We start from the raw sequence: 14,267 nt of genomic DNA, 5'->3' as shown, positions 1-14,267 counted from the left end.
GGTAACAGAACCCGAAACCAGCTGAGTCTGTTTAACGATCTGTAGTTTTATCCCTGTCTTTTACATATTTACCATGATCCGGCAGGGCAATCCTGTCGAATTCCTGGGCCAGCCTGCTAAGGCCATCGCGTAGCGCTCTGCCTTCCATAGCCGGGCCATGGCCCGTAATGGCCAGCTGTGGCTGCAGGGCTTCAAGCTTTTTTACCGAAAGCCTGGCGGAGGTCCAGTCGGTGGTTAAGTACCTGGGAGGTCCCTGTATCTCTGCTTTTTGCACCAGCACTTTGTAGAACGAGTCCTGCTTAACGGCAACAAAGGCATCGCCGGCAATAAGGGTACGGTCACTTTCACGGAATAGAGAAACATGTCCCGGGGTGTGACCAGGGGTATGAATCCAGCGCCAGCCTCTCATTTCAGGCACACTTCCATCTGCAGGCAGGGAACGAAGCGTTCCGCTGATGTTGACTGGCTCATGTGGGTAAATGGATGATATTTTAGCCAGCATGCCTCCCTCAACTGTAGCATCGGGTTCTGCATAACTTTGCTGCCCGGTCAGGAAGGGAAATTCAAATGTATGCGCGTAGACCGGTACGCCCCATGTTTCAATTAGTTCAACAATACCGCCTACATGGTCAAAATGTCCGTGGGTTAAAATAATAGCGGCAGGTTTGCTGCCTTCTCCAAACCTTTTTTCAGCCACAGAAATAATCTCGGAGCCAGATTTAGGCATGCCGGCATCTACCAGTACCCAGTGTTCAGTTGTACCCACCAGGGCAAAGTTTACGATCTGGTTGGTGTAATAATAAACATCCTCCCCGACCTGATGCCCTTTTCCGCTCGAGAAAGATGTCATGGGAATGAACTTGTCATCCCCGCTTTGGTGCATGTTAGTATCCATAAGGTAAAAAAATTAATGGGTCTCCTAATGCTAACCGGCTTATATACCAGATGTTTAAGGTGCTGATGTTGCTTGAGGACCTGCTTGCAGGTTCTTGATGCCAGATGCATGTAACAGCAGTTTCTGCCCTTTCTGGCCATTCACTTTATTTTCTGAACACTACATTTCAACCCCATTTTTTCAGGCTTCAGTCAAAGAAATTTTCAGCTAAATGCGCTGGGCAGCAATTTTGGTGAAAAAACAAACAGCCATGCGCCCAATACTCATTTTTATCCTGATGCTCGGCAGCCTGATGCAGACTGGCAGCCTAAGCGCACAGGCACAGCTGGTGCTGGAAAATGTAGATGCCAGTATTGCCTATGCCCTGCAAAACAACCTGCAGCTTAAGTCAGTACAGCATACTGCCGATGCCGCAGCCCAGGCAAAGCCCATGCAGCGAGCCGCCCTGATGCCGCAGCTAAAGGCAGTTTCCACCCTGGATTATTATTTTAGCTTGCCGGTGCAGCTGATCCCGGCAGAAGTGCTGGGGGGTGAGCCAGGCACTTACCTGGAAGTTAGCTTTGGTCAGCCCTACGCCCTGAACCTGGGGGTGGAGGCCAGCATGCCCCTCATCAACGCCAGCCTCTGGACTGGCACACAGCAGGCAGCCATGGAGGCTAAAACTGCAGCGCTGCAGCTCGAGCACAGCAGGCTAAACACAGCCGAAAGTGTGGCCAGGGCCTACTACCTAACCCTGCTAAGCCAGCAGGCCGTAGCGCTGGCGCTAAATACTAAAGCAGCCAACGATTCGCTGATGGTGCAGGCTGGGCACAAGCTGCAAAATGGTATTCTTGAGCCGCTGGAAGCGAATCGCATCCGTAACCTGCAGCTGGAAAGTAACCGTAACCTGGAAGAAAACAGAGCTGTTTTTGCCAACAACCTTAGCCGCCTGAAGGTGCTGCTGGGGCTGGCGCCAGGGGAGGAACTGCTTTTAACCGAAGAACCCGGGGGAGAGATCCGGACACTCCAGGCGCCAGCCTACTCCTACACTGCTTTGCCAGTTTACCGGCTGGGAGAGGCAAGGGTTCAGAGCAGCAAACTCAATTGGCAGCGCGAACGGCGTAAGCTGCTGCCGGAGCTATCGGCCTACGCCCGCTACACCCGGCAGGCGCAGCGCGATGCCTTTAATTTTACAGAAAGCGGACAGCCCTGGTTTAATATTGGTATTGCAGGTTTGCGGCTGGACTGGCCTCTTTTTACCGGATTCCACCGCCTTGCCTCCACCCGTAAAGCCCATTTGCAATGGGAGGCCGCAACACTGGAGCTGCAGCATACAGCTAACCAGCTGCAGCAGGAACAGCAGGAGCTGCTCACCAACTACCAGCAGAGCAGCCGGAGCCTGGCTTTTGCCCAGGAATCCTTTGCCCTGGGAAATCAGAATTACCAGCTGGCAAGGCTGAAATACAATGCCGGCGTTTTGCCCCTGGACGGGCTCATCAATGTGTACCACGAGAAGCTAAGAGCCCAGAACAGCCTCCTGAAAGCGCTCTCCGATCACCTCTACTACAGTGCCCTTATCACCACCAGAAATACCTATTAAAGTCATGAGAACATTAAATGCATATATACACTACCAGGCAAAGGGTTTAAACTTTTCCCCAAAGAAACTAAACCACCTATGGGGCCTTCTTGCCCTCACCACACTCGCCTTTACATCTTGTAACGATACTACAGAAACCATCCCCGTACAGCAACAGGAGATTATAGAAGCAGTGTATGCCTCCGGCTACCTGGTGCCCGATGAAGAGTACCAGCTCTTTGCCCAGACAGAAGGAGTGGTTGCCCAAAAGCTGGTGGAGGAAGGAGCAGAAGTTAAAGCCGGCGATCCAGTCTACATCCTTGGGAGCAGCCAGCAGGATGCACGCTTTACCGAAACACAGGAGCGTTACCGCCTGGCCCAGCTTAACCTAAGCGAAAACTCCCCGGTGCTGCAGGAGCTGCGGGCGGGGGTACAGGCTGCCAAAACTAAGCTGGCCTATGATTCGGTAAACTACCATCGCTATAAAAACCTGATAGAGGCTGGTGCTACCTCCCCGGCAGAGTGGGACCGCATGCGCCTGGCCTATGAAAATTCTCAAAGCGAATACCGGGCACAGCAAAGTCGTTTGCAGCGTACTATTAACCAGCTGCAGCAGGAGCTTACCTCTGCCAGGAGCCAGCTGAACATAGCCTCTGATGAAAGTGGCCGCTACATTGTAAGAAGCGACCGCGATGGAAAAGTATACTACACCGCCAAGCGGGTTGGCGAGCTGGTAAAACGCAACGAGTTGCTGGCCACGCTGGGTAAAAGTGAACAATTCCACCTGGAACTCCAGATCGATGAACTCGACATCCGAAAAATCTCCCTGGGGCAGGAGGTGCTCACTGAGCTCGATGCATTTCCGGGACAGTTGTTCCGGGCCAGGGTTAGCAAGATCTATCCGCAGGTAAGTGCAAGGGAGCAGGCGGTTCGGGTAGAGGCAACTTTTACAGATAGTTTGCCGGCAGGATTTTCAGGTCTTTCCGCCGAAGGCAACATCATCATAGCACGTAAGCAAAATGCGCTTGTGATCCCAAAAGAAGCCCTTGTCAGTGAGGACTCTGTCTGGATCAGGCAGGAGGGAGAAGAACGCAAGATCCGGATACAAAAAGGCATTGAAACCCTTGACCGGGTGGAGGTGCTTGCCGGGCTGGATGCACAAACACAACTCTTAATGAAATAGCCATGCTGCTGTCTTTTCAAATAGCCAAAACGCACCTGCTTTCCCGCAAACGGCAAACCTTCGTGGCCATGATGGGCGTAACCTTTGGCATTGGCATGTTTATTACCATGATCAGCCTGATGTCGGGCCTTAATGACCTGACAGAAGACCTGGCCATGACTTCTGTGCCCGACATACGCATATACCATGATGTAAACGAGCAGCGCAGCACCCTGCTGGAACGCCACTACCCGGAGGCAGCTACCGTGGTGCACCATCAGAAAGCACGCAACGAGCAGCCAAAATTGCGTAATGCTGCACAGCTGGCAGCCATGATACGGCAGTACCCGCAGGTAAAAGGAGCCGCCCCCCAGCTGGCAACGCAGGTGTTTTACAACAATGGTCCAAGTCAGCTGAACGGCACAGTGGCAGGTGTAAATATCCTGGAAGAAGACAAGCTCTTCGACCTGAAGAGTAAGATCAGGTCTGGCAAACTGGAGGACCTGGTGGCCACCCATAACGGACTAATCATGGGCACAGGACTGGCTAAAAAGCTGGGGGTACAGCGGGGCGACCGGGTGGTGATTACTACGCCTGCCGGGCAGGTAATGAGCCTGAAGGTGGTGGCCACTTTTCAGATGGGCATTGGCACCATCGATAACAGCAAGAGCTACGCCAACATCAGTACTGTGCAGAAGATCCTGGGTGTTGACAATAGCTATGTTACCGACATCAACATCAAGCTACACAATTTTAAAGAGGCAAAAGCCCTGGCCCCTAAGCTGCAAAAGTTAGGAGGCTACAAAGCCGAAGACTGGGAAACTGCCAATGCCACCATGCTGATGGGGGTAGTAATCCGCAACATACTTACCTATTCTGTATCCATTACTCTCCTGGTGGTGGCTGGTTTTGGTATTTACAACATCCTGAACATGACTATCATGAGCAAGATGAAGGACATTGCCATCCTGAAAGCAACCGGTTTTGCAGGCAGGGATGTAAAACAGATCTTTATGATCCAGTCGCTGATTATTGGTGTTGTGGGCAGCCTGCTGGGCCTGCTCATTGGATGGGGACTTTCCAGCTTAATTGTGCAGGCACCATTCGATGGTGGCGACATGATTGCCATGGACCACCTGCCTGTAAACTTCGATGCTCAGTACTACCTTATCGGGATCATATTTGGTGTGCTTACCACAGCCATAGCCGGCTATATGCCCTCCCGCAAAGCCGCAGGCGTAGATCCAATAGAAATTATCAGAGGACAGTAAGCCATGAAAACGACAGTATTAGAAACCCGGCAGCTGAACAAGTACTTCTACGAACCACAGAAGTTTCAGGTGCTCAAGAACATAAACCTGCAGGTACAGGCAGGAGAGTTTGTTGCCCTGGTGGGTAAATCGGGCTGTGGTAAATCCACGCTCATGTACGTACTCTCCACCATGGATACCGATTACGAAGGTGAGCTCTGCATCAGGGGGCAGAAGCTAAGCGGCATGAAGCAAAATGGGCTGGCCCGTTTCCGGAACGAGCACATTGGCTTTGTGTTTCAGTTTCACTACCTGCTGCCCGAGTTTACGGTGCTGCAAAATGTAATGCTGCCGGCACAAAAGCTGGGGCGTTACAGCACCAAAGAAATAGAAGAGCGGGCCTACAGTAAGTTGAAGCTGCTGGGTATGGAAGACCAGGCCCTGAAGCCAACCAACAAACTCTCCGGCGGGCAGCAGCAGCGGGTGGCTATTGCCAGGGCCATGATCAATGATCCGGCCATAGTGATGGGCGATGAACCCACCGGCAACCTCGACAGCTACAACACCGGGCTGGTGCTCGAAATTTTCCAGGAGCTGAAGCAGGCCTATGGGCAAACCATTATTGCGGTTACACACGATGATGCCTTTGCCCATCGCACCGATCGCATTGTGGAAATGGTTGATGGTCGTATTACAGGATCAAACATTTTGGTATCTTGAATGCCATAATCAACATTGGCTTGAGAGAGAAAAAAAGGCTGCTGCGCACTTACAGCATTATCGTTGCCATTGTGGTAGTGGGCTTTGTTGTACGCCTGTATGTACTGCCGGAACTAAGCCTGCCTTTTCACCTGCTGATGGCACTCACATCGCTGGTTCTGGTGGTGCTCTTATGGGAGTCTTTTTACGGGATTAACAAGCTGCTTAACCGCTTGCTACCCTATGAGCGTTCCATGAGCCTGCGCATAGTGGTGCAGATGCTGCTGGGTATTGCAGTAGCCTTGTTTGTACGCTACATCCTTAAAGTTTTTGGTGAGCCTTATGTGCCTTTCAAGATAGAGGGCTTCTTTAAACTGTCAACCTACGTGCTCTATATCTTTGCGGCAGTTGCCCTAAACCTGGGTTTTGTAGCCGATTATTTCATTGGGCGCTGGAAGGATTCCATCCGGCTGGCAGAGCGGCTGGAGCGTGAAAAAACACAGGTGCAGTTCGATAACCTTAAGAACCAGCTGAACCCGCATTTCCTGTTCAATGCCCTTAGCTCACTCAACAGCCTTATTTATGAAGATCAGGCGCTGGCCTCCCAGTTCCTGCAGCAGCTCTCGAAAGTATACCGCTACCTGCTGCAGCACCAGGCAACGGGCCAGGTAAGCCTGGCCACCGAACTTGAGTTTATTGCCAACTACACCAACCTGCTGCAAACCCGTTTTGGCGATGGGCTGCGCTTTAACTTTGATATCCGCAAAGATGATCTGGAAATGGGGGTGGTGCCAGTAAGCCTGCAGGTGCTGATCGAGAACGCCATCAAACATAATGTGCTGAACAAGGCAAACCCGCTTACCATTACCATCGAAACTGCTTCAGGCTATCTTTGTGTGTGCAACAACCTTCAGCCTAAAAACATCATCGATGCTTCTAACAGGCAGGGTCTGCAAAACCTTCGCTCCTTGTACGCCTACCTTTCTGCCAAACCCATGAGGGTAGAAGAAACCAGTACCAGCTTCACTGTAAAACTTCCGCTGCTATGAACATACTACTCATTGAAGACGAACCCCTGGTAGCCCGTAACCTGCAGAAAATGGTGCAGGAGCTGGAGCCGGCCGCACAGGTACTGGCCGTGCTCGATAGTGTAGCCGCCAGCTTAGCCTGGTTCAGGCAGCAACCCCAGCCCGACCTGGTGCTGGCAGATATACAGCTCTCCGATGGCATCAGCTTTAATATTTTTAGCCAGGTAGAGGTAGCAGCGCCCATTATTTTTACCACCGCCTACGATGAGTACGCCCTGAAAGCCTTTAAGCTGAACAGCGTAGATTACCTGCTCAAGCCCATTGATAAAGCAGAGCTGCAGAAAGCCCTGCAGAAGTATAAAAAGCTGGAGAACACCCACCTGCTCAGCGAGCAGCTAAAGCAGCTGTTGGGAAGCACGGCAACAGCTGGCAAAAAGTACAAAGAACGCTTTTTGGTTACCCAGCGCAACATCATGGTGCCTGTAGAAGTAGATGACATCGCCTGCTTCCATAAAGAGGAGCTCATCTACCTCCACACCTTTGGTAACGAACGCTTCATTGCCGAATATGCTACCCTGGATGAAATCCAGGAGCTCCTGAACCCTGCCCATTTTTTCAGGGCAAACCGGCAGTACCTCATCCACATCCATACCATCGACAGGATACGCTCTACCTACAAGGGCCTCACCGTTCACCTGAAGCAGCCCCTCAACCAGGAGATCGACATCAGCCGTGAAAAAGCAGCCATTTTCAAGGAGTGGTTGAGTAAATAGCCTACCAAAGTAAGCTGATACTTCTGGTCGGCTCATCCAGAATAACAAACTGCATATAGCCAGGTATGCTGCTGCCATACAAAAGTATTAATCGACTTAAACATTACATGTGCGTACTGTTTGGCTGGCGCTGTGTCATTTTTACTTTATCAGGTTTGTAGTAAGTTTAATACTTAAATCAATCCCTCTGACTGTGTTTGCTTGTCTATAGCAGGCAAACACTGTGCTTACTGATTAACATACTTCCAATGAGAAAATGCTTTACGATATTTTTGGTGTTGTTATTAAGCTGTATACAGGCAGTGATAGCCCAAGAAAGTGATAAACTATTTGGCTGGGGCCTCAATGACAAAGGACAATTGGCTAAAGGGGTTCAACAAGCAAAACAGCCGGCTAATGTTGCGGTAGGAACTTCCTGGTCTGTGATCAGTACACATGAATTTCATTCACTTGGTATAAAAACTGATGGAACACTTTGGGCATGGGGCAGGAATAATTACGGTCAATTAGGTGATGGTACATATACTGAACAAATCACACCTGTTCAAATTGGAGTTGATTCAGACTGGAAAATTGTATCAACTGGCGCTCATCATACAGTAGCCATTAAAAAAGATGGAACTCTGTGGGCTTGGGGTTTCAATCAAAGTGGTGAGCTAGGAGACGGAACAAACATTTCTAAGATTACTCCTGTGCAAACCAGTACTGATACAGACTGGCTAATGATTTCAGTAGGTGCTTACCATACCGTTGCTTTGAAGAACGATGGAACCCTGTGGGCATGGGGTGATAATACTGCCGGACGGTTGGGAAATGGCAATGAATCATCTAGCAATACTCCAGAACTTATAGCGGAAGGATCTCGCTGGAAGGCCGTTAACGCAGGATTGATGAATACAATTGCGATAAAAGAGGATGGAACCCTCTGGGCTTGGGGCGCAAACTGGCTTGGCCTTTTAGGATATGAGGGGGAGGATTCTAAAGTGCCTGTACAAATAGGATCTGACACTGACTGGGAAGTTGTTGACCTGGGATATTATAATGCAACTGCGATCAAAAGAGATGGAACACTTTGGACATGGGGATCAAAGGACAATGGAATGTTAGCAGATGGAACAACAGCAAACAGATATAGGCCTACTCAGATTGGAAATGAAACAAGCTGGAAGAAAGTAAATGCATTCTACAGCCACACGCTTGCAATCAAAACTGATGGTAGCCTGTGGGCTTGGGGCAGTAATGATTCAGGGCAGCTTGGGAATGGTACACTACAGGCTGAAACCACGCCGGTTATGATTGGTGATTCAAAAGATTGGAAAGAAATATTAACCGGTGAAAGCCATTCCATTGCACTGAAAACAGATGGTTCTTTATGGACCTGGGGAGGTAACAGATATGGTCAGCTTGGGAATAGTGTGCCTGCTAAATTTGCTACACCAGAAGAGACTATTTCTACCGCTAACTGGAGTGCTGTTGCTGCGGGTAACTCCCACACGCTGGCCTTAAGAGCTGATGGCACACTTTGGTCCTGGGGCAATAATTCGTATGGTCAATTAGGTGATGGTACCCTGTTAGATAGAGCAGTGCCTGTGCAAATTGGGTCAGATACAGACTGGACTATGGTATCTGCCGGTTGGCAGCAAAGCTTTGCTATAAAAAAGGACGGAACCCTCTGGACCTGGGGTGATAACAGATACGGACAACTGGGTGATGGTACTTTTACAACTAGGGTTTTACCTGTAAAGATAGGGTCAGATGCTGACTGGAAAACAGTTGATGCAGGTTATAGTCATGCATTGGCTATCAAGAAAGACGGAACTTTATGGTCCTGGGGTTCAGCAGGGTCCTATTTAGGTGATGGTGAAGAGGTTGGGAGAAACTATCCGGTAAAGATTGGACAGGATTCAGATTGGGATAAGATTAGTGCAGGGAATAATCATTCCGGGGCTATCAAAACAAACGGTAGTCTTTGGATGTGGGGTAGTAACTGGTATGGCGAACTTGGTACTGGTGACATAAATAATATTATTCTGCAACCAGTAGAGATTAGTCCATCAGTAGCATGGAAGTCTGTTTCACTCGGTATGAATTATACTTTAGCGATAAAAGCAGATGGCACACTCTGGACATGGGGAGCAAATTATTTTTATCAGTTAGGAACGGGTTCTACTCAGCCTCAGTACATAGAAAATCCAGTACAGCTTGGCAGTGATACAGACTGGAAACAGGTTGCTGCTGGTTCATCTCACAGTGTAGGACTTAAAAATGATGGCTCCTTGAGGGCATGGGGAAAATATGACACAGATCTGATCATGGATCCAACCGACTTTAGTGTTCCAACTCGCCTGATAAGTGAGAACACATTCAAAATGGTGGAGGCTGGTGCTAATCACTCTTTTGCAATCAGCGGAGATATTTATACAAAATCACCATCACTTGAGCAGATTACAGCTGTTGGATTAGCCCAGGGAGTGGAGATAAACTTCACACTGCCAGAAACAGCCAGAGCAGGCACAGTAAAAATCACCTTTAACAGAACCGGTGGCTTGGCTGATGCTCATGCGCCTCATGTTTTAACGCTGGATGCTACCCATGAGATGGCACAACTCCACAACATACTGCTAGCGGGTAGCAAGTTATCCGGCACGGAACATGTGGTGGAGGCAAGCTCATCACCACACGATGCATTGGTTGAAGGAGCCGTATACTCAGTAGATATCTCTTACCAGGATAAAGCAGGCAACGAAGCGGCCCAGGCAGTGAAGGGAGGATTCCGGTATGATCTGAACCCGGAGAATGATGCTCCTGTGTTAGCTGCAATATCTTCACAGTTGATGAATGAGTTACAGCCCTATTCTTTTACAATTACCGCGACTGACGTTGACCATGAGGCTACACAATTAAGGTACAGCCTTAGTGGCAGTGTACCCGATGGAGCAGGCATAGAGCCATCTACAGGTGTCTTTAACTGGACACCCTCCGAAGAACAGGGGCCGGCCAGGTATACATTCAATATCACTGTGACGGATGGCTATTTAACCGATGTAAAAGAAATTGCAGTTGAGGTACAAGAAGTAAATGTGCCACCAACATTTATTTCACAGCCAGTAACCACTGCAAGGGCTGGAGAATTATATTCGTATCAGTTATCAGCTACAGATGCAGACCTGCCCCGGAATCCCCTTTATTATACAGCCCTAACGCTGCCTTCATGGCTAAGCCTGGATGCTGGTACTCACATATTATCTGGTTCTCCTGTGCTTTCAGATGTAAAAGAACATCAGATTGTGTTGAAAGTAAGCGATGGTATCCTGGAAACAGATCAGCAGTTTACGCTTACCGTTCAGGCACCAACAGGCATAGAAGATGGCCTGAACGCCAGTTCTGCAATAAAGGTATTTCCTAACCCTACCAGGGGCAGTGTGCTGATTAGTATGAATGAAGCCCCGGCAAAGGCTATAGCGGCCAGTTTACTTTCAGTGGATGGCAGGTTAATACTTAGCACCACAGGTTCTATGGAGCACATCAATAGCCAGCTTAACGGTTTCCTCCTTACCTCAAAAGCGGGTATCTATATTTTGAAGCTTAGCAATGAGCAGGCAGTAAGCAACATCAGGATTGTTAAGCAGTAAATTGCCTGTGCCTGTTCAGGCTTGACTTTACTGATCAGATTTATTGTCAGCACTTTAACACCACAATATCAATAAACGGCCTTAGTTTAATAACTAAGGCCGATTTGTTGTTAAGCATGATATTGGGTTGGCGCATGTATGCCAAGACCATACAGCCCTGAAACCAGCTCATGCGCTGTAGCTGTTTTAACCTTGAGCTTCAGTGTATAAAATGTGTTGAACCTTTTACTTCCACACACTGGCAGGCCTTCTACAGAACTTCTTTTCATAAAGCAACAAACATAATTTTTTATGAATATTGTAGCTGTCTACGCTGCTAAGGCTATATATTTAATTGGAATGTTACTAAAACTAAGTATCTTTCGCCTATCCAAAGCCTGTTTTTAGTATTGCAGCCCTCCTTCTTATAAGGTAGCATTTCTTCTGTATCATCGGTAGCAGCTGTTAAGTTTGCTAAGGCTGGCTTTAAAGATAAAAGACTGTTTACCCACCTTTGTGTGGGTTTTATAATACTTAGATTTGCAATCGTTTGCAGCCTAAAGAGCACCAACTCAATTTTTTAAAGAACTTCTATGGCACAGGCAGTACAAACTCCAAAGACCTCAACAGCACAACCAACCCTGGTTGCCGGAAAAAGAAAGCTGGGCTTTTGGGAAATATGGAATATGAGCTTTGGCTTTCTGGGTATCCAGTTTGGCTTTGCCCTCCAGAATGCAAATGTGAGCCGCATTTTCGAAACGCTGGGTGGTACCGAAATTGCGCTGTACTGGCTGGCTGCTCCCATCACGGGCCTGTTTGTACAGCCCATTATTGGCTACCTAAGCGATCGTACCTGGCATCCTACCCTGGGCCGCAGGCGTCCGTTTTTCCTGATTGGTGCACTGCTGGCCTCTGCTGCTTTGTTCGTGATGCCCAATGCCTCTGTCTTATGGATGGCGGTAGGCATGCTCTGGATCCTGGATACCTCCATCAACGTTTCCATGGAACCCTTCAGAGCCCTGGTGGGCGATCTGCTCCCCTCCAGCCAGCGCACCACTGGTTTTGGTATGCAGACTTTTTTTATAGGCGTAGGCGCCGTTGTGGCCTCACTGTTACCCTTCATTTTCAATAACTGGCTTGGCATTCCCAATACTGCTCCCGAAGGAGAAATTCCACCCTCGGTGAAATGGTCGTTTTATGTGGGTGGTGTGGTGTTCTTTTCCGCAGTGCTCTGGACGGTGTTTCGTACCAGTGAGTATCCGCCTGAAGACATGGAGGAATTCCGGGCTGAGAACGAGAACACCAGCTTTTGGGATGGGGTAAAAGAAACGGTAATGGGCATCTTCTCTATGCCTAAAACCATGATACAGCTGGCAGTGGTGCAGTTCTTCTCCTGGTTTGCACTTTTTTCTATGTGGATTTATACTACCAAAGCTGTAACCAGCCATGTATATGGCACCTCCGATACCACCTCTGTACTCTATAATGAGGGTGCCGACTGGGTAGGCGTTTGCTTTGCTGTGTATAATGGCATCTCTGCCCTGGTTGCCTTGCTACTACCTTTTTTGGTGAAAGGCACCAGCAGAAAACTAACGCACCTTATCTGCCTGGTGCTTGGTGGCCTTGGCCTGATCTCCGTCTACTTCATCTCTGATCCCTATATGCTGCTGGTATCTATGGTAGGGGTAGGTATTGCCTGGGCCAGCATCCTGTCTATTCCCTATTCCATTCTGGCAGGTGCCCTTCCGGCAAAGCGAATGGGCTACTATATGGGGGTTTTCAATTTCTTTATTGTAATACCCCAGATTATAGCGGGCTCCATCCTGGACTATGTAACCAACAATATTTTTGATGGTGAGGCAGTGCTGGCACTGGTGCTCGGAGGTGGTGCCATGATCGTTGGTGGCTTTCTTACCCTTATTGTAAATGATGTGGATGAGCATAAAGCATAGTGCCTTACCTGCAACAGAAGGGGGTTATTCCGCTGCTACTATCCACCATTGGTTGCCAAAAGGATCATTGAATCCTGCGGTGTAGCCATAGTCCTTTTTCTGGGGTTCCATCAGGCTTTGCGCACCACCATTGATTGCCGCATGGTAAACGCTGTCAACGTCTTCAACATAAATATACATGCCGGCCGTTTTCTCGCTCCAGTTATCGCCGGCCTGTGCAAGCATAATCACTGCATCATGTATTTTTAGCTCTGCATGCATTATGCTGCCATCTGCTGCAGGAACAGTCAGCTGCTCTTTTGCGCCGAAAACAGTTTTGGCAAAATCGGAGAATGCCTTTGCGTTTTTCAGGATCAGGTAAGGCATTAGGGGCAGGTATTGTGCTGGAATTTTCATGGTACTTGCTTTTGGTTATTAATGATGCTAAGGTAGTGCAGGAGGCAGGAGTGTAATTGGAAAAACCCGACATTTTCAGCCCCTCAACCAGTCCAGGCCCTCCGCCTTACCGGAGAAAAAGCGACCGGGATTAAGCCCTGAAAACTGCTTGAAGTCCTGGATGAAATGCGACTGATCATAATACCCTTTCTCCAGGGCCAGCTGGGTAAGGGTGTGCCCGGCAGCATCCCCCCCTCCGGAGGGCTGCTTGTAAGCATTGAAAGCTGAATGAAAGCGTACGATTCTTGAAAAAAGTTTTGGGCTAAAACCCGTGAGCTGCCTGAACTTCCGCTCATACTGCCGCTGGGAGAGGCATGCCTCCTGAGCCAGGGCATCTACTCTTAAGCTGCCCCCTTCCTGCATGATCAGGTGTACAGAACTACAAATGGCTGATGCTGCAGCTTTACCGGAGTGCCCCTTCAGCCGGTGTTCCAGGAACCGGCTTAGGATGTTTACCCTATCTGTATTATGTGCCGCCTCCATTATTTTTTCCTCCAGCTGTTTTCCTTCGGCACCCAATATGCCACATAGATCTGTATACTGGTCTACAATTTCGGTAGCCGGTATGCCAAACAGCAGGGTGAGTGTGTAGGGGTAGAGGTAAGTGCCAAATATGCCAAAGCGCTGGTTGATGTGGAAACGGGATGTGTTGCTCGTCTGGCCCTGCAGGCCGGCAACAGACGATTTCACCCGCACCCCATTGGCTTTTATCTCATCGAACTGACCCCGGTAGTGGAACACCAGCTCCGGGCATACATCGGCCATGGCCTGGTGCAGGTACGAACGATGATCGCTTTCCAGTACCCAAAAGAACCTGATATAGGGTGCCAGGTGCGCCGGGGGTGGTATGGTATAATATACAGTTGCCATGGGGCCTTCAGCTGATGAATAGTAGATAATGGCT

At 49.1% G+C, this 14,267-nt stretch carries 11 protein-coding genes; 8 read left to right on the top strand and 3 right to left on the bottom strand.

Going from position 1 to position 14,267, the window contains the following annotated elements:
• Positions 1 to 31: 31 nt before the first annotated feature.
• Positions 32 to 895 carry an MBL fold metallo-hydrolase gene (locus tag KWJ01_RS19015; RefSeq protein WP_224998629.1) on the bottom strand — a complete coding sequence of 288 codons (864 nt, stop codon included), beginning with the start codon at positions 893 to 895 and terminating at the stop codon, positions 32 to 34.
• Between the two features lie 250 nt (positions 896 to 1,145).
• Between KWJ01_RS19015 and KWJ01_RS19010 the strand changes: the two genes are divergently transcribed.
• The 8 genes from KWJ01_RS19010 to KWJ01_RS18975 all read left to right on the top strand — a co-directional run bounded on the left by KWJ01_RS19010 (position 1,146) and on the right by KWJ01_RS18975 (position 12,928).
• The gene (locus KWJ01_RS19010; protein WP_224998628.1) at positions 1,146 to 2,474 is read left to right on the top strand and encodes a TolC family protein; all 1,329 of its coding nucleotides are present in this window, start codon (positions 1,146 to 1,148) and stop codon (positions 2,472 to 2,474) included.
• A gap of 4 nt (positions 2,475 to 2,478) precedes the next feature.
• Complete coding sequence (locus KWJ01_RS19005) at positions 2,479 to 3,636, top strand: efflux RND transporter periplasmic adaptor subunit (RefSeq protein WP_224998627.1); 1,158 nt, start codon at positions 2,479 to 2,481, stop codon at positions 3,634 to 3,636.
• 2 nt (positions 3,637 to 3,638) lie between these two features.
• The gene (locus KWJ01_RS19000; RefSeq protein WP_255651143.1) at positions 3,639 to 4,886 is read left to right on the top strand and encodes an FtsX-like permease family protein; all 1,248 of its coding nucleotides are present in this window, start codon (positions 3,639 to 3,641) and stop codon (positions 4,884 to 4,886) included.
• 3 nt (positions 4,887 to 4,889) lie between these two features.
• Entirely contained in the window at positions 4,890 to 5,585 is a 696-nt protein-coding gene (locus tag KWJ01_RS18995) for an ABC transporter ATP-binding protein (protein ID WP_224998625.1), read from the top strand.
• A complete protein-coding gene (locus KWJ01_RS18990; protein ID WP_224998623.1) occupies positions 5,582 to 6,613 on the top strand; it encodes a sensor histidine kinase in 1,032 nt (343 codons plus the stop codon). Before KWJ01_RS18995 ends, KWJ01_RS18990 begins: the two co-directional genes overlap by 4 nt.
• Entirely contained in the window at positions 6,610 to 7,365 is a 756-nt protein-coding gene (locus tag KWJ01_RS18985; protein WP_224998622.1) for a LytTR family DNA-binding domain-containing protein, read from the top strand. Before KWJ01_RS18990 ends, KWJ01_RS18985 begins: the two co-directional genes overlap by 4 nt.
• A gap of 302 nt (positions 7,366 to 7,667) precedes the next feature.
• Positions 7,668 to 10,997, top strand: coding sequence for a putative Ig domain-containing protein (locus tag KWJ01_RS18980; protein ID WP_224998621.1), 3,330 nt, complete (start codon positions 7,668 to 7,670; stop codon positions 10,995 to 10,997).
• Positions 10,998 to 11,569: 572 nt separating this feature from the next.
• The gene (locus tag KWJ01_RS18975; RefSeq protein WP_224998620.1) at positions 11,570 to 12,928 is read left to right on the top strand and encodes an MFS transporter; all 1,359 of its coding nucleotides are present in this window, start codon (positions 11,570 to 11,572) and stop codon (positions 12,926 to 12,928) included.
• Between the two features lie 24 nt (positions 12,929 to 12,952).
• Here KWJ01_RS18975 and KWJ01_RS18970 read toward each other — a convergent pair whose 3' ends face one another.
• Together KWJ01_RS18970 and KWJ01_RS18965 are read right to left on the bottom strand one after the other, a co-directional pair.
• On the bottom strand, positions 12,953 to 13,324 hold the full coding sequence (locus KWJ01_RS18970; RefSeq protein ID WP_224998619.1) for a glyoxalase/bleomycin resistance/extradiol dioxygenase family protein: 372 nt from the start codon (positions 13,322 to 13,324) through the stop codon (positions 12,953 to 12,955).
• Positions 13,325 to 13,399: 75 nt separating this feature from the next.
• On the bottom strand, positions 13,400 to 14,233 hold the full coding sequence (locus tag KWJ01_RS18965; protein ID WP_224998618.1) for a helix-turn-helix domain-containing protein: 834 nt from the start codon (positions 14,231 to 14,233) through the stop codon (positions 13,400 to 13,402).
• Positions 14,234 to 14,267 lie beyond the last annotated feature (34 nt).

Origin of the sequence: Cesiribacter sp. SM1 (assembly GCF_020178975.1) — a bacterium.
In the GTDB taxonomy this organism is placed as follows: Bacteria; Bacteroidota; Bacteroidia; order Cytophagales; family Cyclobacteriaceae; genus Cesiribacter.
This window is presented reverse-complemented; position numbering and strand designations above follow the sequence as displayed.